This is a genomic window from Janthinobacterium sp. DSP2-3-3 (genome assembly GCF_049897325.1).
Classification (GTDB): domain Bacteria; phylum Pseudomonadota; class Gammaproteobacteria; order Burkholderiales; family Burkholderiaceae_D; genus Janthinobacterium.
Genome location: NZ_JAFCWA010000002.1, coordinates 156,566 through 181,089 on the forward strand (window position 1 = coordinate 156,566; position 24,524 = coordinate 181,089).

Below are 24,524 nucleotides of genomic sequence, written 5' to 3' on the forward strand. Positions count from 1 at the left end.
AGGCCGGGGTAACAGCCACGGCCTGGCTGCGCCATTGAATCTCTGATATTGCCCGATGACAGTCCTCTCATACCGCAACGATCCGCCGCCCCTTGAACCAACATCGCCCGACACGGGCCTGCTGTCGCTGCTGCTGATGGCCAGCCTGCACGGCATTGCCGCCGATGGCGCCCAGCTCAAGCACGCTTTCGGCCAGGCCGTGTTTACGGGGCAAACCGTCCTGTTGGCCGCCAAACAGCTGGGTTTGACGGCCAAGCTGGTGCGCCAGGCCCCGCAACGGCTGGCGCAGGCGCCGTTGCCGGCCATCGCCATTGATACCGCCGGGCGTTTCTTTATCCTCGGCAAGGTTGACAGCGGTGACGGCGCCGTGAGCAAGGTGCTGATCCAGCATCCGGGCCAGCCGCCGCAAATCCTCGGCCGCGACGATTTCCTCGCCATCTGGTCGGGCGAACTGATCTTTTTTACCAGCAAGGCCAGCTATGCGGGCGAGACGGCCCGCTTCGACTTCAGCTGGTTCATTCCCGCCATCGTCAAGTACCGCAGGCTGCTGGGCGAAGTGCTGCTGATTTCCTTCGTGCTACAACTGATCGGCCTGGCCACGCCCCTGTTTTTCCAGGTGGTGATGGACAAAGTGCTGGTTAACCACGCCATGCAGACCTTGAACGTGGTGGCCATCGGCCTCGTCTGCGCCATCGTCTTCGAGGCTGCGTTGGGCATGATACGCACCTATGTTTTCGCGCGCACCAGCAGCAAGATCGACGTGGAACTGGGCGCGCGCCTGTTCCGCCACCTGCTGGCCTTGCCGATCGCCTATTTCCAGGCGCGCCGCGTGGGTGATTCCGTGGCCCGCATCCATGAACTGGAAAACATCCGCTCTTTTCTTACCGGCAACGCCATGACCCTGGTGCTCGACCTGCTGTTTTCCTTCATCTTCATCGGCGCCATGCTGTGGTACAGCGCCGCGCTCAGCGTGGTGGTGCTCGCTTCGATCCCCGTCTACGCGGCCCTGTCGATGCTGCTCACACCCGTGCTGCGGGGGAGATTGAACGATAAATTCAACCGCAGTGCGGAAAACCAGTCTTTCCTGGTTGAAACCATCAGCGGCGTCGACACGCTCAAGGCCATGGCCGTCGAACCGCGCTGGCAGCAGCAGTGGGAAAAGCAGTTGGCCGGCTATGTCTCGGCGGGCCTGTCGGCAAATAACATCGGCATGTTGGCCAGCGGCGGCGTCACGCTCGTGAGCAAGCTAGTCACGGCGGCCATCATGTGGTGGGGCGCTACCCTCGTCATCGACGGGAAAATGACGGTGGGCGAACTGGTGGCGTTCAACATGCTGGCGGGGCAGGTGGCCTCGCCCATCTTGCGCCTGGCGCAGTTGTGGAACGATTTCCAGCAAGTGGGCATCTCCATGAGCCGGCTGGGCGATATCCTCAACGCCCGTACTGAAGCGGGCAGCCAGAAGGCGCGCCTGCCGCCCATCGCCGGCGCCATCGACTTCCAGCAGGTGGGTTTCCGCTACCGTGCCGATGCGGCCGAGGTGCTGCGCGATGTCTCGATTTCCATCGCGCCCGGCGAAGTGATCGGCATCGTCGGGCGTTCCGGCTCCGGCAAGAGCACCCTGACGCGGCTGGCGCAGCGCCTGTACATCCCGGAACGGGGCAAGGTCCTGATCGACGGGCAGGATATCGCCGTCATCGACACGGCTTCGTTGCGGCGCCAGATCGGCGTGGTGCTGCAGGAAAACATCCTGTTTAACCGCTCCGTGCGCGACAACATTGCCTTGAGCGACCCGGCGCTGCCCGTCGATACGGTCATCGCCGTGGCGAAACTGGCGGGCGCCCACGATTTTATCTGCGAGTTGCCCGAAGGCTACGACACCATGGTAGGCGAGCACGGCACGGGCCTGTCGGGCGGCCAGCGCCAGCGCATCGCCATCGCCCGCGCCCTGATCGGCAACCCGCGCATCCTGATTTTCGACGAAGCGACGAGCGCGCTCGACTACGAATCGGAAAAGATCATCCAGGATAATATGCGCGGCATTTGCGCGGGGCGCACGGTGCTGATCATCGCCCACCGCCTGTCGGCCGTGCGCGAAGCGAACCGCATCGTCGTCATGGAGCGGGGCCAGGTGGCCGAATTGGGTAGCCACGACGCGTTGCTAAAGCAGCCGAACGGCATCTACTCCCGCCTGTACAGCCTGCAGCAGGGCAGTGCCGGGAGCGCGGCATGAGCGCCGGCCACCGTTTCGCCGCGTATGGCGAGTTACTGAAACGCTATGCCCAGGTGCTGCGCCATAGCTGGCAAAGCCGCGCCACCCTGGGCGGCCCAGTGCTCAGCGAAGACGAGGCGGCCTTCCTGCCGGCCGCGCTGGCGCTGCAGGAGCGGCCCGTGTCGCCATCGTTGCGCCTGACGGCCAAGGTGCTGATGCTGCTGGTCGCTTGCGTCGTGCTGTGGTCCATCTTTGGGCGGGTCGATATCATCGTCAATGCGGCCGGCAAGATCATTCCATCTGGCAATACCAAGACCATCGCCTCGGTTGACGTGGCTGCCGTGCGTGCCCTGCATGTGCGGGAGGGGCAAGCCGTGCAGGCGGGCCAGCTGCTGGTGGAACTCGACAGCCGTGGCCCCGACGCCGAGCGCGACAAGGCCGCCGGCGACGCCCTGGCCGCTGCCCTGCAGATGGCCCGCTCGCGCGCGCTGATCGCCGCCGTCGATACGCGCACGCCGCCGAAGCTGGCGGCGCCCGGAACGGCTTCCGTGGCCGATCGGGCGGCCGCGCAGGCGCACGTGGATGGCCAGTACGCGAGTTTCCGCGCCCGGCTGGCGCATCTCGACGGCGAGATCGCCCGCTATGCCCAGGCGTTGCCGCTGGCGGCGCAGCGCGCCGGCGATTACCGGGCGCTGCTGGCGACGCGCGACGTGGCCGAACACGCGTGGCTGGAAAAAGAACAGGCGCGCATCGACCTGGCGGGCCAGCTGGCGTCGGCCCGCAGCGAACGCGCGGCCCTGGTGGCGCAGACGCGCAAGGACGCCTACGACGCGCTGACGGAAGGGGCCAGGGTCTCCGCCGCCAGCGGCCAGGATGCGCGCCGCGCCGGCGCCCGCGGCAGCCTGCTGCGCTTGACGGCACCTGTCGACGGCACGGTGCAGCAGCTCAAGGTGCATACGGTGGGCGGCGTGGTGCCGGCCGCGCAGGCGCTGATGCAGATCGTGCCGCGCCAGGGCAAGCTGGAAATCGACGCCGTGCTGGAAAACCGCGACGTCGGCTTCGTGCAGGCGGGACAGACGGTCGCCATCAAGGTCGACGCCTTCGATTACACGAAATACGGCACCATGCCCGCCGTCGTCAGCAGCGTCTCGCGCGACGCCATCGAGGACGAGAAGAAGGGTCTCGTGTATGCCGTGAAAATCACCGTGCAGCAGCCGGTCATCGTCATCGACGGTAAAACGGTGCCGCTGTCGGCCGGTATGGCGGTGCGCGCGGAAATTCGCACGGGGACGAGAAGGGTGATTGAATACGTGCTCTCGCCGCTGGTGCAGCACCAGAAGGAGGCGCTGCATGAACGCTAGATGCCGCGTCATGACCATCGGCGCTGGCTTGCTGCTGGCCAGTGCTGCGGCACAGGCGCAAGCACCGGGCGAGCTCGATGCCGCGCCATGTTCGCCCCGGTACGAGGCGAGTGTATCGCTGACCCTGCCGGCGGCCGTCGACCTGGCCCTGTGCCACAACGCGCAAGTGCACGGCGCCTGGGCCGGCATCAAGCTGCAGGCGGCCGGCCTGGGCGAGGCCAGGGCCGCCTATCTGCCGACGCTGAATGCGGGGGTGAGCCGGGTGCACGACCGCACGGCCTATCCCGGTGCCAGCACGCCTTCTAGCAGCCTGGACAATAATACGGCTTCGCTAAGCTTTTCCTGGCGCTTGTTCGACTTTGGCGGGCGCGCGGCGGGCCAGCGTTCGGCGCAAGCCTTGCTCGATGCGGCCCTGGCCAACCGCGACGCCATGTTGCAAAAAACTCTGGCGGCAACCGTCAGCGCCTATTTCGAGGCGCAGACGGCGCGGGCCAGCGTGCAGATGCGCCAGGAATACCAGGCGCTGGCCAATGAAACGGTGCTGGCCACGCAGCGCCGCGCACAGCGGGGGCTCGGTTCGCACAGCGATACCCTGCAGGCGACCAGTGCGCTGGCCAAGGCAGCGCTGGGAGCCAGCCGCGCCGACGGCGACGACCGTAAGGCCCGTGCCGTGCTGGTGTACACCCTGGGTTTGCCGGCCAATGCGGGCGTGACCCTGGACGATGCCCCTGTCGATTCGACGGCGGGCCTTCACGATGCCCTGCACGCCTGGCTGGCACTGGCCCAGGCGCGGCACCCAGCCATCCTGGCGGCGCAGGCGCAGCTGGCGGCTGCCCGCGAAAGGGTGGCCGTGAGCCGGTCCGAGGGCCGCCCCAGCATCGACCTGACGGCAAATGTTTACCAGAATGGCCGCCCCAACCAGGGCTTGTCCGCCGCATCCACGCGCGAAACCCTGGTGGGCATCACGCTCAACATCCCCCTGTTCGACGGTTTTTCGCGCCACTACAAGGTGCGCGGGGCACTGGCGCAGGCCGAGCAGAAGGAAGCGGAGGCGCAGGAAACGCAGCAGCAGACCATGATGGACCTGGTAAAAACGCACGCGGAAGCGAACACGGCCCTGGCCAACCTGGTCGCGTCGCAAGCTTGGCTGGAGGCGGCGCGCGATGCGCTGGCCAGCGTGCAGCGCAAGTTCGGCCTGGGCGCGGCGGACATCCTGGAAATGCTGAACACGCAGTCCGTGCTGCTCGAAGCGCAGCAGGAGCGCATCCGTTGCCAGGCGGATTGGCATTCGGCCCGGCTGCGCCTGCTCGCCAGCGCCGGCGTACTGGAGCGGGACGATATCCGGGACGGTGGTGGTAAAAGTGGCGGCAAATTGCGCGCCCCGACGGCGCAATAGTGATTATTATTAGAGACGGGCCTTCCCGCACAGGGAAGGTGTTTCTGCTTCGGCCAAGGGAAACATTATGCACAGCGTACAAAAGATTACTCCATGTTTATGGTTCAACGGCCACGCCGAGGTGGCGGCCCGGTTTTATACGCAAATATTTCCCAATTCGAAGATCGGCCAGATCCTGCGCTACGGCGAGGAGGGCAAGGAATTCCACGGCCAGGCGCCGGGCAGCGTGCTGACGGTGGCTTTTGAACTCGATGGCCAGACTTTCACGGGGCTGAATGGCGGTCCCTTGTTCCAGTTTTCCGAAGCCATCTCGTTCCAGGTCAATTGCGAAACCCAGGACGAAGTTGATCACTATTGGACCCAGCTGTCCGAAGGCGGGCCGCCGGAAGCGCAGCAATGCAGCTGGCTCAAGGACCAGTTCGGGGTGTCCTGGCAAATCGTGCCCACCATCATGATCAAGCTGCTGACGGACCCTGATCCCGTCAAGGCCCAGCGCGTGATGAAAGCCATGATGGGCATGAAAAAGATTAACATTGGCGAGATCAAGCGGGCGTATGCGGGCTAGTGCCGCACGCCGTACGCTAGCGCTGCGCCCTGTCCAAGATGGCTGGCATTTGTTATAGTCCCAGCCATCTTTCCATCCGCTTACAGACCCTGCCATGACCACTAGCTCGACTAGCACCACTAGCACCAGCAGCACCAGCAGCACCATCGCGCCGCGCACCTTCGGCACGCCGCTGTCTTCCACCGCCATCAAAGTTATGCTGCTGGGCTCGGGTGAACTGGGCAAGGAAGTGATCATTTCGCTGCAGCGTCTGGGCGTGGAAGTAATCGCCGTCGACCGCTATCCGAATGCGCCGGGCCACCCCGTGGCGCACCGCTCGCACGTGATCGACATGAACGACGGCGTGGCCCTGGCCGCCCTGATAGCCCTGGAAAAGCCGGATTTGATCGTGCCCGAAATCGAAGCCATCGCCACCGATACCCTGGCGGCGCTGGAAGCGGCGGGACAAATCACCTGCATACCGAACGCGCGCGCCGCCGTGCTGACGATGAACCGCGAAGGCATCCGCACGCTGGCGGCCGAAACGCTCGGCGTGGCCACCTCGCCATACCGCTTCGCCAGCAGCCTGCAAGAGCTGCAACTGGCGTGCCAGGAAATCGGTTTCCCTTGCGTCGTGAAACCCGTCATGTCGTCGTCGGGCAAAGGCCAGTCCAAGCTCGATAGCGCCGCCGATGTGGAAACGGCGTGGGCGTATGCGGCCAGCGGCGGGCGGGTCGACACGGGCCGGGTCATCGTCGAAGGCTTCATCGACTTCGATTATGAAATCACCCTGCTGACGGTGCGTGCGGTGGGCGCGTCGGGACAGATCGAGACGCAGTTTTGCGAGCCGATCGGCCACTTGCAGGTGCAGGGCGATTACGTGGAATCGTGGCAGCCGGCCCGCATGGCGCCGCTGGCCCTGGAGCGTTCGCGCGAGATCGCCCGCAAGGTGACGGATAACCTGGGCGGCCTGGGCCTGTTCGGTGTGGAGCTGTTCGTCAAGGGCGACATGGTGTGGTTCTCGGAAGTGAGCCCCCGTCCGCACGACACGGGCATGGTCACCATGGCCAGCCAGGTGCAGAGCGAATTCGAATTGCACGCGAAAGCCATCCTGGGCTTGCCCGTCAACGTGGCGCTGCGTTCTCCCGGCGCTTCGGCCGTCATCTACGGCCAGCTGGAAGCGAAGGGCATCGCCTTCGAAGGCGTGGCCGACGCCTTGAGCGTGCCGGGTGCGGACTTGCGCCTGTTCGGCAAGCCGGAATCGTTCGCCCGCCGCCGCATGGGCGTGGCGCTGGCCACTGCCAACGATATCGACACGGCCCGCGCGCGCGCCGTGCTGGCAGCGTCCAAAGTGAAGCCGGTGGCGAAGTAAGCCAGTCTGCGGGTAAAACAGTCGGCAACATGGAAGCAGCGGCATGACAGAACTCGATAACTATCTTTCGCAACACTATCTGGACGAGACGCAATTGGCGGCAGCCGCCGCCATGGCCATGCAAGAAATCGATGCATTGATCCAGGCTGGCCTGGTTCCCGCCCCCGCGTATGTGGTCGATGACAGCGGCAAGGTGTTCTCGTTCGCCTTTGGCGCCATGGCGGCGCCCGGGTCCAGGGCCGGCCGCTACTTCCCGCCGTCCCAACTGGCCTGGATCGCCATTGCGCGTGACGCTGTTGCCGCGAGTACGGCGCACGCCGCGCACGAGCGCTTGCAGGCACAATTTACTTCCCGCTATGCGGCCGCGCTGGCGACCTTGAACCTGACAACCTGGCGCCTGCGCGACAGCTTCGACGACAGTGGCGCGCCGATAGCGGAGGGCTTGCGCGCCCGTACCGACAGTGCCTGGACGTATTTTTTGAACGGTACGTTTTCCCTGTGCGTCGCCCATCCCATGTCGGAGGCGCACATTGCCTGGAAAGAAGTACTGCAGGAAAAGCTCGCACAGCAAAGCGAGAATGGCAGCAAGACGCTGTTGTCTCAACAGCAGGCGCAGGAAATGCATGCGCTGATCGATGCCTATGCCACGGCCGCCATGCCTTTTTCGCCCGTCGAATACGCCTTGAGCAGCCGCAAGCGCCTGGTCGAGGATCTACGGGCAAGCATCCGCGTGGACCACCGGGAATGGACGCCTGCATGACTGCATCGGCGACGCACTGCCTGCCGCTGGCCGACGCCGGCGGCGACGACATCAAGCGCAAGCTGCGCGGCCACATCGCGCGGCGCAACCTGGCCGGCGCCGCCAACGATTGCAAGTGGAACGCGCTGCTGGCCTTCATGCGCGGGCAGATTGATTGGCTGCCGTCGTACCGCTATGGCTCCGTCACCGGCTACGTCTCGCGCTGGGAGACGGAATGGGACTACCACCCGCCGTTTCCCTTCATGGGCGTGGAATGGTTCGACATCGGCCTGACCTCGGAAGAGCACGTGGGCATGCTGCTGCCAAAGAAAATCATCGACCACGGCGTGTGGATCGTGCCCGAACTGGAACGCATCGGCTTCGATTTCGAGGTGCGTGAGCGGGTCGCGCGTATCTGGGGCTATTTGCCACGCAGTTATGACGACTTTCCTCCTGCCGACTAATTCAAAGAGTATTGTTATGCCTGACAACACTATCCCGCAAGTGCCGCAGCCGGACGACGCCGTCGTCGGCAAGGAAGCGGGCGCGCAGATGCTGGCCACGGCCTGCGCCGCGCGCGACGCCTTTTATGCCACGCTGGGCGCCATGGACGCCGACGTGCTGGCGCCGCTGCTCAATCCCGCTTTCATGGGCGGGCCACGCTGGTCGTCACTGCGCCAGGCTTGGCGCGTGATTCGCCGGCCCGGCTCGATCGTGATCGCCAGCGATGGCTTGAGCGACCCGTTCGAGGATGACGACGACGTTTTTGTGCCGCGCGGCCATTTGCTGGAAGTGTGCATCGAGGCGCCGCTGGCCGTCTTCGCCGGCCAGGAAGTGGCGCAGTCCTGGCTTTTCGACCTGGTGTACCAGGTCAGCCAGAACGTGGCCGACCACGGTTCCATCGATTTGCTGGTGCAGCGCCACGGCAGCGTGTCGATGGCGCTGGACGTGCAGGATGCACCAAAGGGACTGGAAGACGACAATGAACAGGTGGGCGTGCTGCTGGTACGGGGCGCGGCCAAGCTTCCCCCAACGTTCGACACGCCGTATGGGGCAGTGATGCTGCTCACCGTCACCGTGCTGCAGCCAGCGGAACTGGCGTACATCAGCGAGGCCGAGGACAAGGCGCAATCGCGGCGCGACCTGGCCGCCGCGCTGGCCACCACGCCGACGGGGCATTTGAGCTTGGCCAAGCGGCTGGCCGTCATTCCCCGCTAGGCGGTTCCACGGGCTCGGGCACTGCGGGTACTGGCGTTTCTTCCGCTTCCTTCGTTTCCTTAGCGTCAACGACGGCGGGTGCGGGCTCCGGTTCGCGCCATTTGCCCACCGCCTTCAGCTTGTTCTTCAGTCCCGGCAGGGGAAAACCCAGCGCATAGGCTTTTTGCGCGTGCGCGCTGGCCTTGTCGTACTCCTTCTTTTTGACATACATCAAGCCCAGGTTGTACTGGATGGTGGCTTGCTCGGGCGCCAGGCGGCTGGCCGCGTCCAGCTGTTCCAGAGCAGCCGCATCCTGGCCCGTGGCCAGCAGGTAGTTGCCATACACCATGCGCGCCGTCACGTCGTGCGGCGCGAAGGCGGTCGCCCGTTCGAAAAAGCAGCTGATCGTATAGCGGGCGCCGACGGGCTGCGCGCTTTTCAGGCGCAAGCCCAGCTTCGCCATCGAGGCCAGCGCCCGGTGGTGATTCGGGAAGTGTTCCAGCGTGTAGCTGATATCGGCGCCCAGGCTGCCCGTCATGCCTTGCGTGAGCGTTTCCACGGCGCGCGAAAAGTGAAATTGCTCGACCACGGACAGGCCGGCGCGGTCTTGCGCGCTCGTATAGTCGCCGCCCGGCGTGTGTTTCACGTAGGGCGGGCATCCGGCAGCGCTGGCATGGGCGCAGCAGGCGCCGAGGGTGCAGGCAAGTATCAGGTGTTTCATGCTGTTCTCCTGTGGCTGACCTGGTCCAGCAAGTCGGCCAGGGCGTTGCTGCGGGCTAGCCGCGATTGCAGGGCGATGGCGGTGGGGCTGGCCAGTGGCGCGCGGCCCTGGCGCGCCAGTTCCAGGAAGCGCAGCAGGGCGCGCGCGCAATCGCCGCTCGATGCCAGCTGGCCGATGGTGTCGATGCCGCAGTGGCGCAGCTTGGCTGCACTGTCGCCGGCCAGGTCGGTCAGCGCCAGGATGGGCCGGCGGCAGCGCAGGTATTCATACAGCTTGGCGGGAATCTGCGCGTTGCAATTGGCCGCCTGCAGCAGCAGCAAGCCGTGGGCCGCCAGCATTTCCTGCAGCGCCGCGCCGTGCGGCAGCAAAGGTTCCAGTCGCACCAGGTCCAGGATGCCGTATTTCACCAGCAGGCTGGCCAGCCATGCATCGTGGCCCGTGGCGCGCAGCACCAGCTGGAAATTGCGCGCATGGAGTACGCCGTCGTGGCGTAGCTTGGCCAGGGCCTCGAACAGCGGTTGCGGGTCGCGCTCGGACGGGTAGATCACGCCGCTGTGCAGCAGCTGGAAGCGGCTGCGGTGGCCAGGGTGGCCATGTGGCCCGTGCGGCTGATGCGCCTGAGGCGCGCCTTGGTCATCATCATGACCATTTTCGATCAGGCAGAAACGTTCGCGCTCCACCTGCGCCAGGCGGCGCTGGTGCGCCGCGATGGCACCCGGCGTGGTGCAGACGATGGCCGCGCTGCGCGCCGCGATGCGCTGTTCGATCCACGCATGCATGCGGTGCAAACGCGCTTCGGGCGGATACGGCGCCAGCGGGTCGCTGTCATCGAGCATGGGATCGCGCTGGTCGGCGATCCACGGCAGGCCGCTGATTTTTTGCAAGGTCATCGCGATCAGGTGCGCCGTGGCGATCGGGTACGTGGACCAGATGGCGTCGGGGCGGTACTGTCGGATCATGCGCAGGCCGGCCGGCACGGCGCTCAGCCACCAGGAACTCCAGCGGTCGGGCAGCGCCAGGCAGCGCGGATAGCGCCCGGCGATGGCCAGGTGGCGCGCCGCGTCCAGCGCCAGGGTGCGCCGTACGGTGGCTCGTGCGCCGATCTGCGCCAGTTGCGTATCGCCCCGCTGCGCATATGCGAGCGGCGCGGGACTGAGCACCAGCGGCTGCCAGCCGCAGTCGGGCAAATGGCGCGCGAAGCCCAGGGTGCGCAGGATGCCGCTGCCGCCAGCAAGCGGCGGGAAATGGTAGGCGACCATCAGCACCCGTTTTGGTCGGGCCGCGATCGGCCGGGCCGCGTTCGGCGTGATCCCTAGCATGACTGCAGCCACCGTGCGCACAGCCGTTCGACTTCGCCGCGCCAGGCGGCGCTGGCGAAGGTGTGGTTGGCGCCATCGACCTGCGCCTGCGTCCAGTGCGCGCGCGCGGCGACGGCGCGCCACGCCGCATCGCCATCGAGCAAGGCTTGCCACTCGCGCGCGCCCAGGTCGTCGCCGCTGAGGATCAGCAAGACCTTGCCCTGGAACTGCGTCAGCGCCAGCAGCAAGGCTGGCACGGGCGCGTGGTTTTCCTGCGCTGCCAGTTTCTGCGTGGCGGCCGCCACCTGCCGCAGCGAGGCCAGGCTGGCGCCCAGCTGCAGTCCGCCGCTGGCCAGCTTGCGCCAGAACGCACCTTGCAGCAGGCGTGGCAGATAATAATGGCGCAGGGTGGCGCGTGCCAGGCCGGCGCTGCTGCGCACCCACGGGTTGAGCAGGATCAGCGCAACTATGCGCGCGTCGCGCGGCGCATGACAGGCGGCGGCCGTGGCGCCGTCGCACAAGCCCCACAGCGCCACTTCGCGCAGCGAGGGCGCGGCGTCGAAGAATTGCGCCAGCGCGCCGGCGATGTCAGGACCGGCGGCGCGGTAATCGCGCGCGCTACCCTGGCTGTCGCCCATGCCGCGCAGGTCGAAACGCAGCACGGGCCAGCCTTGCGCGGCCAGGGCGCGCGCCAGCAAGACGAACTGGCGGTGGCTGCCCACCCGGTACTGCGGCCCGCCCGTGACGATCAATACGCCGCGCGGCCCTGGCATGGCGGGCAGGCTGAGGATGCCGACCATGCGCGCCTGCGCATCGCTGTCTTCACCCGCATCGGCACCTTCGGCCACGCTGCGAAAGCGCAGCGCCAGCTCGCGCACGGGGTGTGCCGCGAGGTGCTGCTGACTGTTGTCGCGCTTCATGCCGGCGTCCTTTCCTCGTCGAGCCAGTCGCGGCACAGTTTTCGCGTGGCGTCCAGCAGTTGTGGACATGCCAGCAGCTCGCCGCTGTGCCAGAACGGGCCGTCGCCGAAGCTGGCCAGGTGCACGGCGGCGCCGCGTTCGCGCCATACACGCGCCAGCGGCGGCAAGCGCGCGCAGGCCTGCTCCGGTCCCTGGTACTCGAGCCAATACACGGGTACCGCGGGCACCGTGGGCAGCAGCGCGGCTGCGCCGGCGTCATCGATGGCTTGCGCCAGCTCGGGCGCCAGCAGGTAGCCGGCCACTTCCACAGGTTCACCTTGCGCCAGTTTGGCGCGCGCCTGGCCGGGCGCTTCCTGCATGCCGCCGGCCAGCATGTTGGTGGCCAGGCGCAGGCGCAGGAAGCGGTCGATGCTGCGCCGTCCATCGGCTTCCGGCTGCCACAGCAGCAAACGCGCCAGGGGCAGTGGCGCGCGGTTGGCGAAATCGAGCGCCAGCAGGGCGCCCAGGCGCAAGCCCCACACGGTCAAGGGACCGTCGACGCGCTGCGCCAGCCAGGCGCAAGCCAGGTGCAGGTCGTTGTGCCAGATGTCCCAGCGCGCCTCGCCGAAGTCGCCGCTGCTGTCGCCGCAGCCAAACAGGTCGATCTGCAGCACGCTGTAGCCGGCGGCGGCAAAGGCGCGCGCCTGCGCGGCGGCCACGTGGCGGCTTTTATTGAGTTCTTCCGCGAACGGATGCACGTAGAGGATGCCGCCGCGCGCGTTGCGGCCCGGCGGCGGCAAGTGCAGCAGGCAATAGCGCTGGCCGCCGCTGGCGGGCAGGAAGAAGGGCAGCAGCGGCAGCGCGTCGGTGGCGGCGCTGTTCATAGTCGCAGCTGTGCAAAGACGAAATCGTGCAGGGTGGCCACGGTGGCGAAGTGGCGCGCGTGGATGTCTTCGTCGGCGACAAAGATGCCGAAATGGTCTTCCAGCGCGGCGATCACGCCGATGACGGCCATCGAGTCGAGTTCCGGCACGCTGCCCAGCAGTGGCGTGTGGGCTTCCAGCGCCCGCCCGTTCAAGCCCAGGGTGGTGTCGAGGATGTGCTTTACTGCTTCAAGATGCGGCATGTCAGCTCCAGGGAAGGGTAGTGCGGCAGGCGGCTGGTATCGAAGGCCAGGCAGGCAATGTCGTCCAGACGGCGCGACAGGTGCAAATACGGCGGCAGGCTGGCGGCCATCCATTGCCAGCGCCCGCAGCGCAGGAAGGTGGCCGTGCCCAGGGCGTGCGTGCCCAGACGCGCATGGGCACCCAGCGAGGCGCGGTTGAAGCGCGAGATGCGGCTGCACGACCAGCGCACGCCCTGCGCGTACAACACAGCGTTGGCTTCTTCCCACAGGCGCGCGAAGACCAGGCCGCCACGCTGGTCGGGCTGGACCCACACGTCCAGGTCCCACGAAGACTGGTCCGACGCCAGCGCATAGCGGGCGCGCACCTCGTCTTCCTGGCAGCCGTGGCGCAGCAGCCAGATCCAGCCAACCATGGCGGCTTGGTCAGCGTCTTGCGCGCTGCGCGCCACCAGACATTGCGCGCCCTGGCGGTAGCGTTCGCGCAGCGCGCCGGGACGGCGTTCGGGGCCGGACGGCAAGTCCGCCTCCGCCAGGCAGGGCGTGACGGTGACCGACTGGCCGCGCCCGCGGCACAGCGAGCCGGGCGCCACGGCTTGCGCCACGAACTGGTAGCGGTGCAGCGCGCAGCGCCCGCCCGGCACCGTGGCCAGCAGCCGCGCCAGGGCCAGCCAGGCGCTGTCGCGCCAGCCTAGCTGGCGAAGGCTGGCGGCAAGCCGTTGCAACTGGGGAAAACGGGCGAAGCTGGCCATGGCGGTCAAGGATGGGGCGGCTATGCAGCCAATGTTGTCCATTAGAGCGCAGCGGCCGGCGGTGGTCTTGCGCCGGCTCAAGCTGTGTTGCTGAAACTCTTACTTGATCAAAATCAAGACCGCTGTGGCCGTTTGTCTGAATCATTAGGGGAATACATGGCAATCATGGCAACCCGGGGACGAAACGATGGCGACATTGATACACGAGCTGATATTCGATACGGCGCAACGCGCGCCGCACGCGCCGGCGCTGTCGTGGCAGGGCGAGGAACTCGCTTACGCCGCACTGGCGCAGTCCGTGCGCGAGGCGGCCAGCACTTTGCTGACCCTGGGCTTGCAGCGTGGCGCGCGCGTGGCCGTGTACCTGGAAAAACGCCCGGAAAATGTCAGCGCCATGTTTGGCGCGGTGGCGGCCGGCGGCGTGTTCGTGCCCGTCAATCCGCTGCTCAAGCCGGAACAGGTGGCTTACATCCTGGCTGATTGCAACGTGGCCATCCTCGTCACCTCGCGCGAACGCCTGGCGCAGCTGGGCCCTGCGCTGGCCGCCTGCCCGGACTTGCAGACGGTGCTGCTGACGGGTGAAGCGTCGTCGCAAACCAGCCTGGGCAAGGTGCAGCTGCTGCCGTGGAGTGGCATACCCGCCGCGCCCGCGCCCCTGTGGCACGCGGTGATTGACACGGACATGGCTGCCATCTTGTATACCTCGGGCAGCACGGGGCGGCCGAAAGGCGTGGTGTTGTCGCATCGGAACATGCTGGCCGGTGCGCTCAGCGTGTCGTCCTACCTGCGCAACACGCCGCAAGACCGGATTTTGTGTGTGTTGCCGCTCAGTTTTGATTACGGCCTGAGCCAGCTGACGACGGCGTTTGCCAGCGGCGCCTGCGCCGTGCTGATGAATTATCTGCTGCTGCGCGACATTGTCGAGCTCGTGGAGCAGGAAGCCATCACGGGCCTGGCCGCCGTGCCGCCCCTGTGGGTGCAGCTGTCGCAGCTGAGCTGGCCCTTGTCCACGCCTCTGCGCTACATCACCAATTCGGGCGGCGTGATGCAGCGCAGTACGCTCGACCGGCTGCGCCAGTCGCTGCCGCGCACGCAGGTCTACCTGATGTATGGCTTGACGGAAGCGTTCCGCTCCACCTACCTGGCGCCGGAACAGCTGGAGCGGCGCCCCGATTCCATCGGGCAAGCGATCCCCAACGCGGAAGTGCTGGTGCTGCGCCCGGACGGCAGCGTGTGCGACGCTGACGAGCCGGGCGAGCTTGTGCATCGTGGCGCGCTGGTGGCGCTTGGCTACTGGAACGATGCGGCGCGCACGGCCGAGCGCTTCAAACCGCTGCCGCCGCAGGCGAGCGGCCTGGTGCTGCCGGAATTGGCCGTCTGGTCGGGCGACACCGTGCGCCGCGATACGGATGGCTATCTGTATTTCGTGGGCCGCAGCGACGACATGATCAAGACGTCCGGCTACCGGGTCAGCCCGGCCGAGATCGAGGAAATCGTGTATGCGAGCGGGCTGGTGGGCGAGGCGGCCGCGCTGGGCCTGCCCCATGCCGTGCTGGGCCAGGCGATCGCCTTGCTCGTCACCCCCGCGCCGGGCGTCGAAGTGGTGCGCGACAGCGTGCTGGCCGCCTGCCGCGCGCGCCTGCCCAGCTATATGGTGCCGCTGTGGGTGGAAATCCGCGACGGCGTGTTGCCGCGCAATCCGAATGGCAAGATCGACCGTCCATTGCTGGCCAGGGAACTGGCGCGCGCGTATGCGGTCCAATCAGGAGATGCGGCATGAACGGTCCCGGCATAAAAGACGCCCATTTGAATCGCCCGGATAGCCCCGATAGCCCCGATAGGCTTGAACTGCCGTCGCACGCGCCCCTGCGCCAGTTCGCCGTGGCTGGCGACATGCTGGAGATCGGCGGCATGCCCTTGCGCCGACTGGCCCAGCGCGTGGGCAGCACGCCGTTCTATGCGTATGAACGCGCGCACATCACGCGCCGCGTGGCCGAACTGCGCGCCGCCTTGCCCACCGGCGTGCTCGTGCATTACGCCATGAAGGCCAATCCCATGCCGGCCGTGGTGCAGTGGCTGGCCGGCCTGGTCGATGGCATCGACGTGGCGTCGGGCGGCGAACTGGCGACGGCGCTCGATACGCCCATGACGCCGTCACGCATCAGTTTTGCGGGGCCAGGCAAGAGCGATGGCGACCTGGCGCGGGCCGTGGCAGCAGGCGTGCTGATCAACGTGGAATCTGGCGCCCAGCTGGAAAAGGCGGCGCTGGCCAGTGAACGGCTGGGTGTGGCGGCCAGAGTGGCCGTGCGCGTGAATCCCGATTTCGCCTTGCGCCGCACGGGCATGCGCATGGGTGGCGGCGCGCAGCCGTTTGGCGTCGATGCGGCCCTGGTGCCGGCGCTGCTTGGCCGCATCGGCCAGCTGGGGCTGGATTTCCACGGCTTTCACCTGTATGCCGGCTCGCAAAATCTGTCGGCGTCCGCCCTGGCCGAAGCGCAGGCCCTGAGCGTGCAACTGGCCCTGCAACTGGCCGACAGCGCGCCGTCGCCCTTGCGCACCCTGAATATCGGCGGCGGCTTCGGCGTGCCGTATTTCCCCGGCGACCAAGCCCTCGACCTGGCGCCCTTGGCTGCAGGCTTGCAGCGGCAGCTCGACATCCTGGCCCAGGCGGCGCCCGGCGCCCGCCTGAACCTGGAATTGGGCCGCTACCTGGTGGCCGAGGCCGGTATTTATGTGTGCAAGGTGCTCGAACGCAAGGTGTCGCATGGGCAAGTCTTTCTCGTCACGGATGGCGGCTTGCACCACCATCTGGCGGCCTCCGGCAATTTTGGCCAGCTGATCCGCAAGAATTACCCGGTCGCCATCGGCAACCGCCTGCTGGGCGACGGGCGCGAGGTGGCGTCCGTCGTGGGGCCGCTGTGTACGCCGCTGGACTTGCTGGCCGACCAGATGGAGATGGCGCGCGCGGAAGAGGGCGACCTGGTGGTGGTGTTCCAGTCGGGCGCGTATGGCTTGACGGCCAGCCCGACGGCCTTTCTCGGCCATCCGCTGCCGGCCGAGGTGCTCGTATGAGCGGCCTGTGCGGTTGGCTGGCGGCGGCTTCCTGCCTTGCCGCGGAGAGCGGCACGGCAGCCGATGGCGCGGCGCGGGCCACCTTGGCGGCCATGGCTGCACCGCTGTCGCGTTTTGATGACGCACCCCTGGCCGTCAGCTTGAGCGACGTGGGCGGCATGGCCGTGGCAGCCATCGATGGCAGCCGCCATGTGCACCAGCAAGATGGCTTGCAAGTGGCGATCTGGGGCCGGCCCGTGCTCGACGGTTCGGCGGACGATGTGGCGAGCCGCCTCGCGTCCCTGTGGCTGAGCCGGGGCGTGGCAGCCTGCGCCTGCCTGTCCGGAGCATTTTCGCTGGCCATCCTCGACGCTTTTTCCGGCTCTGCCCTGCTGGCCGTGGATCGCGCCGGCATGCATCCGCTCAGCTATGCGAACAATGCGCAGGGCCTGTTTTTTGCCTCCTCGCACGACGCCTTGCTGGCCCATCCGTCCGTTCGGGGGGCACTCGATCCGCAAGCCCTGTATCACTACCTGTATTTCCACATGGTGCCCGGCCCGGCCACGGCTTACCTGGGCCAGCAGCGCTTGCTGCCTGGCGAATACCTGCATGTGCGCGGTGGCAAGCAATGCAAGGGCAGCTACTGGCAGCTGACCTTCCAGGAGCCCAGCGCGGCGCGCACGCGGGCCAGCTTTGCCGGCAACAAGCAGGAATTCCTGCGCCTGCTGCGCCTGGCCGTGGAAAGTAACCTGGGTGCGGATGGGGCCGATACGGGCGCGTTTCTCAGCGGTGGCACGGACAGTTCCACCCTGGCCGCCATCATGGGGCAAGTCACGGGCCGGCCCGCGCGCACGTATTCCATCGGTTTTGACTCTCCCGGCTATGACGAAATGGCGTATGCGCGCCTGGCTGCCAGCCACGCGGGCAGCATCCACCACGAGCGCTACGTGACACCCAGCGATGTGCTGGCCGCCATTCCCGCCATGGCGGCCATTTTCGACCAGCCTTTCGGCAATGCCTCGGCCATTCCCGCCTTTTACTGTGCGCAGATGGCGCGCGAGGATGGCGTGACGCGTTTGCTGGGCGGCGACGGTGGCGACGAATTGTTTGGCGGTAATGAGCGCTATGCGCACCAAGCCTTGCTGTCGCAGTACGAGCGCTTGCCCGCCATATTGCGCCAGGCCATCATCGAGCCGCTGCTCTTCCGCCAGAAAAGGGGCAAGCCGTGGCGGCTGGGCGACAAGGCGCGCCGCTACATCGAGCAAGCGAGCTTGCCGCTGCCGGCTAGACTCGACAGCTATAACCTGCTGCTGCGTCATGGCCATGGCACGGTGCTGGAAGCGGGCTTCATCGACACCATCGCCCCGGGCATGGCGCCCGGCTGCGTGAATGGCGCCTATTGGCAGCGGCAAGGCCAGGGTTTGAGCCAGATCAATGAACTGCTGGCGCTGGACATGCGTTTTACTTTGGCCGACAACGATCTGTTCAAGGTGCGCAAGGCCTGCGAGTTGGCGGGCGTGGAAGCGGCCTTTCCCTTCCTGCACGATGCGATGGTGGCGTTTGCCGCGCGCCTGGCGCCGCGGGACAAGCTCCATGGCAGGCAGTTGCGGCCCTTCTTCAAGCGGGCACTGGCGGAGATCTTGCCGCCGGCCATCGTGCGCAAGAAAAAGCACGGCTTCGGCTTGCCTTTCGGCCAGTGGCTGCACAGTCACGCACCGCTGCGCGAATTTGCCTTTGATAACCTGACGCAGCTGCGCGGGCGCGGCATCGTGCGGCCCGCCTTCATCGACGATCTGCAAGGACGCTTGCTGGCGGAACATCCGGCCTATCACGGCACCATGGTGTGGCTGCTGCTGATGCTGGAACAGTGGCTCAGCCAGCATCCGGGCGCGCTGGGTGCGCTTGCCGGCGGTTTTGCCGCAAGCGCCACAGAAATGCCAGGCGTCCTCGATCCCACGGCGTAAAGCGCGGTAGTTGCAGCAGGTCCAGCCCCGCGCCGGGGCGCGCCACGCCCCAGTCCGTGGCCACGGCCGCCTTGAAACCCAGGCAGTTGACCATTGCCACATGCGGCGCGCCATAATCGCGCCCGGCCTTGCCGTTCGGATACGCAAACAGGGAGACGGGCGTCTGGATCAAACTTTCCAGCTGGCGCTTGCCGTTGGCGATGTCCAGCCGCGCGGCGTGGTCCGGCAAGGTGGACAAAATCGGATGGCTGGCCGTGTGCGCGCCAAGGTCCATGCCGGCCGCATGCAACTGGCGCAGCTGCGCCGTGCTCAGCATGGTGGTCTGGCCCGCCGTGGCGCCAGCCTGACGGCGGATCTGCATGGCCAGTTGCTGGCGCCGTGCGAACGGCAGGTATTTGAGCTGACCCAGCAAGGTGGCGATGGCGGCTTGCCGCTGTGCCAGGCTGGCGAGGGGCAGGCAGCCCAGGCCGTGTTCCTGCAAGTCGAGTACGGGACCGGACACCTGGCGCACGGCCTCGATCACCGTGTCATTCCACATCTGTCCGCCGTCCAGGTAGCCCGTGGCAATAAAAAACGTGGCGTGCAAGCCATGGCGCTGCAGCAGCGGCAGAGCCACTTGCGCATTGTCCGCATAGCCGTCGTCAAAGGTGATGCAGGCGGCGCGCGGCGGCAAGTTGCCATCTTGCAGCCGCTGCACGGCCTCGCTCAGCGGCAGCGGCGTATAGAAACGTTTTAAAAGGCGTAGCTGGCGCTCGAACAGCCGGGCGTCCACTTCGCCGGGGAATAGGGGATCGGGTCGCGCCAGCACGCGGTGGTAAATCAAAATGGACAAAGTGGCCGTCATGGCTGCTCCGCGATGGCGGCCCGGGCCTTGGCTTGGCGGGCGCGGGCGTTGGGAGTGAGGGTGGGCGCTGGCTGCTCGACGATGATGCGCGTGGCGATCAGGGCGGCCATCAGGTAGTACGGCATGTCGAAATACAGCAGGCTGAGGAAGGCGCCGCCCACGGCAAAGCCGATCAGGCTGGCCTGGCTCATGGTGGCCAGGCCGTGCGCCCAGCGCAGTTCCGGCTTGCCCCGCGTGCGGCGGATGATGGCGGCGGCCGTGCGCCAGGTGGCGATACCCAGCGCCAGGTAAATCAACAAGCCGACAAAGCCATGTTCGCCCAGCGCCTGGAAATAGATACTGTGCGCCGCGTGCACATCCATGGGGTTCGGCGCGTAGCGGGCGAAGATGCTGGCGTCGGACACATCGAAGCCGCCGCCAAGAAAGCGGTCGCGCGCCAGGTTCCAGGCCATGCGCCAGGCATTCAGGCGGCCCATGGCAGAGACATCATCCTGATACGTGTTGATGGTGTCCATGCGTTCGGCCCAACGCTCGGGCATGAAGGCCAGCAGCAGCGGCGCGACCGCACCGAGCAACGCGCCCAGCACCAGCTTGCGGTCGCTTTTCAGCCACATGAACAAGCCCATGGCGGCGATGGACAGCAGCCCGCCGCGCGAATACGAGCCCAGCGCCGCCAGCGCCGACAGCAGCATTGCCGCCGTCAGGCCATGGCGCAGCCAGCGTTTGTCCGTGCTTTGCTGCAGGTAGTACATGAGGGGGATGGTGATGATCAGGGCCAGGGCCAGCGCATTGTTATCCCCAATAAACGTTTCTTCCGGCCCCCAGACCCGCTCGGTGCCGCCGCTGCGAATGGTGAAGATGCCGCCTTTTACTCCATAAAAGCCGATCGAGCCCACCAGCACCCACACGAGGCGCACGATGTCGCGCCGCGTGCGTATCACCATCATGATCACAAAGCTCATCAGCATGATCTTCATGACCTTGTTCCATTGCACCCATGACGCTTCCGGTAGCAGGGCGAACGGCGCCGTGACATTCATCCACGCCACGAACAACAACAGCAGCACGCTGACCGGCGTGAGCGGCAGGTTTTTCGGTTCGCGCGTCGTCAAGAGGCTGAGCATGGTGGCGATGGCGATGATGAAGGCGAACGGCATATGGGTGGCAAAACCCCAGGCCTGCGTATGCGGGTTCATCACGCTGACCCAGACCCACATCAGGCCGCCGATGGCCGGCGCCTTGAGGATAAAAGGCAGGGAACCCAGGATGATGATGGTGATCACGATGTCGCGCATGAAGGGGAGGCTCCTGGTTTTGGCCCGGTTGGCATGGTATTGATGCCTGTCAACGGGCTGGCGGGCAGGCTTCAGTACACTGGATTAATACTGCTCAGCGTTGTTGAAACTGTGCATCAGTTTTGTCATGGTAAGACCAAGGAGGCATGTCCTTGTTGACCGTTCTCATGGCGACCTACAATGGCGCCGGCACCTTGCCCCAGGTATTGCGCGCCTACATGGCGCTGCGCCCGCCCGTGGGCGGCTGGCGCCTGGTCATTGCCGACAATGGCAGCTCGGACGCCACGGCCCAGGTGATCGCCGCCTTTCGCGGTCGTCTGCCCTTGAGCTCGGTTTACGTGGCGCGGCGCGGCCGCAGTCCCGCCCTGAATGGCGCGCTTAAGCACGCCTTGCGCCAGGGCGGCGATGGCAGCGAGCTGTTCGTGTTTGGCGACGACGACGCCATACCCGCGCCCGACTGGCTGTGCCGCCTGCAGGACAGCGCGCGCAGCCACCCCGGCTACGCCCTGTTCGGCGGCGCCATCGTGCCCGCCTGGCGCGAACAACCGGCCCACTGGCTGCTGCGACTGACCCCCGTTGGCTTGACGTGGGGCATCACCAGCCCCGAATTGCGCGATGCGCCCATCTATCCGGGCTTAGTCTGGGGCGCCAACATGGCGATTCGCCGCCGCATCTTCGAGGCGGGCGCCTGCTATGACGAAAGCATCGGCCCGCAGGGAAGCAGCTACGCCATGGGCAGCGAAACCCGGCTCAACCTGGAGATGCATGCGGCCGGCAACCCTTCCTGGTTCTGTCCGCAAGCGAGGGTGGCGCATATCATCCGCCCACAGCAAGTGCAGCGCGCCTGGATACTGCACCGCGCCATGTTGTTTGGCCGGGGTCAATGCCGGCTGGCCACGCTCGCGCCCAGCGTGGAATGGCTGGGCGTGCCGCGCTGGATGCTGGGCAGGTACGTGCGCGATACGCTCGGCGCCGTGCGGGCCTGGCTGCGGCGCGACCACGCCGACCTGTTCCTGCGCCAGTGGGAACGGGCTTGGCTGCGCGGCTTTTTCCATGAAGCCTGGCGGGGACGGCGCAAACGCCTGCCGCGCATCGTCATCAGCAGTTATTCGGGCGAGCTGGGCGGTATGGAGCTGCGCATGGCGCAAGAGGCGAAAGTGCTGGGCGAGAGCGGCTATGACAGCGTGCTGGCGCTGCGGCGCTTTCCCGGTTTTACTGCCTGGGCGCAAGGCTTGCGTGCAAGGCAGATGCAAGTGCGTGTGTATGAACCGCCGCTATTTCTCGAACACTGGGCGTGGCGCCGCTGGAATCTGCTGCGCGCCAGGCTGACGGGCGCCTGGCGGCTGCGGCGGCTGCGGCCCGACCTGGTCCACGTGGCGTTTTGCTGGACCAGTTATGGCGCTTCCATCCTGTGGCTGGCGCGGCAGTGCCGCTTGCCGGCCGTGATCAGCGTGCACAATGCATTTCCGCTGGAAACCTTCAGCGCCTGGCAGCGGCCCCGCTTGCAAGAAGCGTTTCGCAGCGTCAAAGGCGTGTATGCCGTGTCGCCGTCTGCCATGCGGCATTTCCTCGACCTGTACCGCGACATGCTGCCGCCCGCCACGCGGCTGGCCGTGATCCCGAACGGCGTCGATACTGATACCTTCGTCGTCTCGCCCGAGCGGCGGGCGCTGGCGCGGCGGCAATTCGGGCTGCCGCCGGACGCGCTGGTGCTCGGTTGCGTGGCCAGATTGTCCGCGCAAAAGCGCCCGCAAGCGCTGCTGGCTCTGTTTGCCAGGCTGGCCGCGCAGTTTCCCCACCTATATTTAGTGCTGGTGGGCACGGGGCCGCTGGAAGCCATGCTGCGGCTGCAGGCGCAACAGACGGGCTTGCAGCATCGCGTGGTGTTTGCCGGCTTCCAGCAACGCATCGAGCTGTTGATGCCGGCCTTCGACCTGCATATGCTGCTGAGTAAAAACGAAGGCTTCGGCATCGCCACCATCGAAGCCATGGCCTGCGGCGTGCCGGCGCTGGGCACGGATGTGCCGGGCACGCACGATATCCTGCACGACAGCGGGGGCGGCTTGCTGCTGCCGCTCGACGACGAGCACGCTGCCTGCGCGGCCGTGGCAAAGCTGCTGGCGGACACGCCCCGGCGCGCGCGCATGGGACGGCTGGCGCGCGAAGAAACCGTGCAGCGCTATTCGATGCCGCGCCTGGAACGCCAGCTGCGCCAATTTTATGCGGGCCTGGTATAGGCGCGGGCGGCCCGCATGAGCGCCACCCGCCATTCGTTTTTCTTTTCCTTCGCCGAAAAATACACGGTGCTGCTGTTGGGCATCATCGCCACCATGGTGCTGTCGCGCCTGCTTACGCCGGCCGAGGTGGGGGTGTATTCGCTGGGCGCCGTGCTGGTGGCGCTGGCGCAAGTGGTGCGCGATTTTGGCGTGGGCCAATACCTAATCCAGGAAAAGCAGCTCGATGCCGTGAAACTGCGCGCCGCGCTGGCCACCAGCCTGCTCGTCGCCTGGCTGCTGGCGGGCCTGGTGTTGCTGGCCAGCGCGCCGCTGGCGCAGTTCTATGGCGAACCCCGGCTGACCCTCGTGCTGCGCCTGCTGGCGATCAATTTCCTGCTGATCCCGTTCAGTGCGCTAACGCTACCCATGCTGCGCCGCCAGTTGCGTTTTCGCGCCATCTACGCCATCAACGCGGCCAATAGCGTGATCAACCTGCTGGTGGCCGTACTGCTGGCGCTGCATGGTTACAGTTACATGAGCATGGTGTGGGCGGCGCTGGCCGGTTCCTGCGCTTCGCTGCTGGTGAGCCTGCTGGTGCGCCCTGGCGATCTGCCGTGGCTGCCGGGACGGCGCGGCATGGGCGCCATCGCCCGCTTTGGCGCGTATGCGACGGGCGGCGGCCTGGTCGACGAGGCGGGCGTGGCGGCGCCGGACCTCATCATCGGCAAGCTGATCGGCATTGAAAGCCTGGCCCTGTTCGGCAAGGCGCAAAGCGTGCTGAATATTTTCAACCAGGCCATCACCAGCGCCATCTCGCCCGTGGTGTTTCCCCTGTTCGCGGCGCGCGCGCGGGAAGGGGGGGGCCAGGGCGGGCAGGGCGGGGCGGAGCTCGTGTATCTGCGCACGATCAGCTACATGACGGCGCTGGCCTGGCCTTTCTTTCTCTTCCTCGCCTGCATGGCTTTGCCCTTGGTCAAGGTGCTATACGGCGCGCAATGGATCGGCTGTGTGCCCTTGATCCGCATCATGTGCCTGTCCTCTGCCGTGTATAGCATGTTCAGCATGGCCCGCTACCTGTTCGTGGCGACGGGCCAGCTGCATGCGCAGGTGCGGCTCGATGCCTGCGCTGGCGTAATGAAGGTGGCGCTGCTGCTGGCTGCGGCGCCGTTCGGTCTGGTGGCCATGGCCTGGGCCGTGGTGCTCAGCAACGTGCTGCGCAGCTGGCTGAACTACGGCTGCCTGCGGCGTTTGAGCGCACTGGACTGGCGCATCCTGGCGCGGGCCTTGCGCAAGAGTCTGCTGCTCTGCGGTATCAGCGCCGTGGCGCCCGTCGCTGCGCTGCTGTGGTTGGCGCCTGAGACACCGGCGCTGCTGGCGTTGATGGGCACGGCGCTGGCCACCTTGCTGAGCTGGCTGGCCGGTCTGTTCCTGTTGAAGCATGAGCTCGCTGGCGAATTCTTGTTGTTGCAACGCAAGCTGTCTGGCCGCTGGCTGGCAGTCAAATCACCGCATTGAGCCGCTAGCGGCGCGGGCGCACGAAAGG

At 66.5% G+C, this 24,524-nt stretch carries 21 protein-coding genes; 13 read left to right on the plus strand and 8 right to left on the minus strand.

Translation table 11 applies throughout. The features are described 5' to 3' along the window. The first annotated feature begins 55 nt into the window (after nt 1-55). The 8 genes from ACP7DE_RS04790 (at nt 56) to ACP7DE_RS04825 (ending at nt 8,839) form a co-directional block, all read left to right on the plus strand. Nucleotides 56-2,230: a type I secretion system permease/ATPase gene (locus ACP7DE_RS04790; RefSeq protein ID WP_426070996.1), complete on the plus strand. Its 2,175-nt coding sequence runs from the start codon at nt 56-58 to the stop codon at nt 2,228-2,230. Continuing rightward, nucleotides 2,227-3,570 (plus strand): HlyD family type I secretion periplasmic adaptor subunit, encoded by a 1,344-nt coding sequence (locus ACP7DE_RS04795; protein ID WP_426070997.1) that lies wholly within the window; start codon nt 2,227-2,229, stop codon nt 3,568-3,570. Before ACP7DE_RS04790 ends, ACP7DE_RS04795 begins: the two co-directional genes overlap by 4 nt. Beyond that, nucleotides 3,560-4,966 (plus strand): TolC family protein, encoded by a 1,407-nt coding sequence (locus ACP7DE_RS04800; protein WP_426070998.1) that lies wholly within the window; start codon nt 3,560-3,562, stop codon nt 4,964-4,966. The genes ACP7DE_RS04795 and ACP7DE_RS04800 overlap by 11 nt, the downstream gene beginning before the upstream one ends. 67 nt (nt 4,967-5,033) lie before the next feature. After that, the gene (locus tag ACP7DE_RS04805; RefSeq protein ID WP_426070999.1) at nt 5,034-5,531 is read left to right on the plus strand and encodes a VOC family protein; all 498 of its coding nucleotides are present in this window, start codon (nt 5,034-5,036) and stop codon (nt 5,529-5,531) included. 94 nt (nt 5,532-5,625) lie between these two features. Then, nucleotides 5,626-6,882, plus strand: coding sequence for a formate-dependent phosphoribosylglycinamide formyltransferase (gene purT, locus ACP7DE_RS04810; protein ID WP_426071000.1), 1,257 nt, complete (start codon nt 5,626-5,628; stop codon nt 6,880-6,882). Nucleotides 6,883-6,925: 43 nt separating this feature from the next. After that, nucleotides 6,926-7,642 (plus strand): DUF6058 family natural product biosynthesis protein, encoded by a 717-nt coding sequence (locus tag ACP7DE_RS04815; RefSeq protein ID WP_426071001.1) that lies wholly within the window; start codon nt 6,926-6,928, stop codon nt 7,640-7,642. Next, a complete protein-coding gene (locus tag ACP7DE_RS04820; protein ID WP_426071002.1) occupies nt 7,639-8,085 on the plus strand; it encodes a DUF6678 family protein in 447 nt (148 codons plus the stop codon). The genes ACP7DE_RS04815 and ACP7DE_RS04820 overlap by 4 nt, the downstream gene beginning before the upstream one ends. A gap of 16 nt (nt 8,086-8,101) precedes the next feature. Further along, a complete protein-coding gene (locus ACP7DE_RS04825; RefSeq protein WP_426071003.1) occupies nt 8,102-8,839 on the plus strand; it encodes a hypothetical protein in 738 nt (245 codons plus the stop codon). Here ACP7DE_RS04825 and ACP7DE_RS04830 read toward each other — a convergent pair. From ACP7DE_RS04830 to ACP7DE_RS04855, 6 genes are read right to left on the minus strand one after another with little or no spacing between them, the layout of a single operon-like run. Further along, complete coding sequence (locus tag ACP7DE_RS04830) at nt 8,826-9,539, minus strand: tetratricopeptide repeat protein (protein ID WP_426071004.1); 714 nt, start codon at nt 9,537-9,539, stop codon at nt 8,826-8,828. The genes ACP7DE_RS04825 and ACP7DE_RS04830 overlap by 14 nt on opposite strands. Then, a complete protein-coding gene (locus ACP7DE_RS04835; RefSeq protein WP_426071005.1) occupies nt 9,536-10,858 on the minus strand; it encodes a glycosyltransferase in 1,323 nt (440 codons plus the stop codon). Before ACP7DE_RS04835 ends, ACP7DE_RS04830 begins: the two co-directional genes overlap by 4 nt. Further along, complete coding sequence (locus ACP7DE_RS04840; protein WP_426071006.1) at nt 10,852-11,757, minus strand: hydrolase 1, exosortase A system-associated; 906 nt, start codon at nt 11,755-11,757, stop codon at nt 10,852-10,854. Before ACP7DE_RS04840 ends, ACP7DE_RS04835 begins: the two co-directional genes overlap by 7 nt. Then, on the minus strand, nt 11,754-12,620 hold the full coding sequence (locus ACP7DE_RS04845; RefSeq protein ID WP_426071007.1) for a hydrolase 2, exosortase A system-associated: 867 nt from the start codon (nt 12,618-12,620) through the stop codon (nt 11,754-11,756). Before ACP7DE_RS04845 ends, ACP7DE_RS04840 begins: the two co-directional genes overlap by 4 nt. Beyond that, entirely contained in the window at nt 12,617-12,862 is a 246-nt protein-coding gene (locus ACP7DE_RS04850; protein WP_426071008.1) for an acyl carrier protein, read from the minus strand. Before ACP7DE_RS04850 ends, ACP7DE_RS04845 begins: the two co-directional genes overlap by 4 nt. Next, nucleotides 12,841-13,653 (minus strand): hypothetical protein, encoded by an 813-nt coding sequence (locus tag ACP7DE_RS04855; RefSeq protein ID WP_426071009.1) that lies wholly within the window; start codon nt 13,651-13,653, stop codon nt 12,841-12,843. Before ACP7DE_RS04855 ends, ACP7DE_RS04850 begins: the two co-directional genes overlap by 22 nt. A 145-nt stretch (nt 13,654-13,798) precedes the next feature. Between ACP7DE_RS04855 and ACP7DE_RS04860 the strand changes: the two genes are divergently transcribed. The 3 genes from ACP7DE_RS04860 (at nt 13,799) to ACP7DE_RS04870 (ending at nt 18,626) form a co-directional block, all read left to right on the plus strand. After that, complete coding sequence (locus ACP7DE_RS04860) at nt 13,799-15,391, plus strand: acyl-CoA ligase (AMP-forming), exosortase A system-associated (protein ID WP_426071010.1); 1,593 nt, start codon at nt 13,799-13,801, stop codon at nt 15,389-15,391. Nucleotides 15,392-15,504: 113 nt separating this feature from the next. After that, nucleotides 15,505-16,683 (plus strand): pyridoxal-dependent decarboxylase, exosortase A system-associated, encoded by a 1,179-nt coding sequence (locus tag ACP7DE_RS04865; protein ID WP_426071365.1) that lies wholly within the window; start codon nt 15,505-15,507, stop codon nt 16,681-16,683. Next, nucleotides 16,680-18,626, plus strand: coding sequence for an asparagine synthetase B family protein (locus ACP7DE_RS04870; protein ID WP_426071011.1), 1,947 nt, complete (start codon nt 16,680-16,682; stop codon nt 18,624-18,626). The genes ACP7DE_RS04865 and ACP7DE_RS04870 overlap by 4 nt, the downstream gene beginning before the upstream one ends. Here the strand turns inward: ACP7DE_RS04870 and ACP7DE_RS04875 are convergent. Together ACP7DE_RS04875 and ACP7DE_RS04880 are read right to left on the minus strand one after the other, a co-directional pair. Then, on the minus strand, nt 18,535-19,470 hold the full coding sequence (locus ACP7DE_RS04875; protein WP_426071012.1) for a polysaccharide deacetylase family protein: 936 nt from the start codon (nt 19,468-19,470) through the stop codon (nt 18,535-18,537). The two genes, ACP7DE_RS04870 and ACP7DE_RS04875, sit on opposite strands and share 92 nt — an antisense overlap. Continuing rightward, nucleotides 19,467-20,765 carry a putative O-glycosylation ligase, exosortase A system-associated gene (locus ACP7DE_RS04880; RefSeq protein WP_426071013.1) on the minus strand — a complete coding sequence of 433 codons (1,299 nt, stop codon included), beginning with the start codon at nt 20,763-20,765 and terminating at the stop codon, nt 19,467-19,469. Before ACP7DE_RS04880 ends, ACP7DE_RS04875 begins: the two co-directional genes overlap by 4 nt. 152 nt (nt 20,766-20,917) lie before the next feature. Here ACP7DE_RS04880 and ACP7DE_RS04885 point away from each other — a divergent pair, with 152 nt between their 5' ends. Continuing rightward, on the plus strand, nt 20,918-23,002 hold the full coding sequence (locus tag ACP7DE_RS04885; RefSeq protein WP_426071014.1) for a glycosyltransferase: 2,085 nt from the start codon (nt 20,918-20,920) through the stop codon (nt 23,000-23,002). Nucleotides 23,003-23,017: 15 nt separating this feature from the next. Then, entirely contained in the window at nt 23,018-24,496 is a 1,479-nt protein-coding gene (locus tag ACP7DE_RS04890) for a lipopolysaccharide biosynthesis protein (RefSeq protein WP_426071015.1), read from the plus strand. Nucleotides 24,497-24,524: the final 28 nt, after the last annotated feature.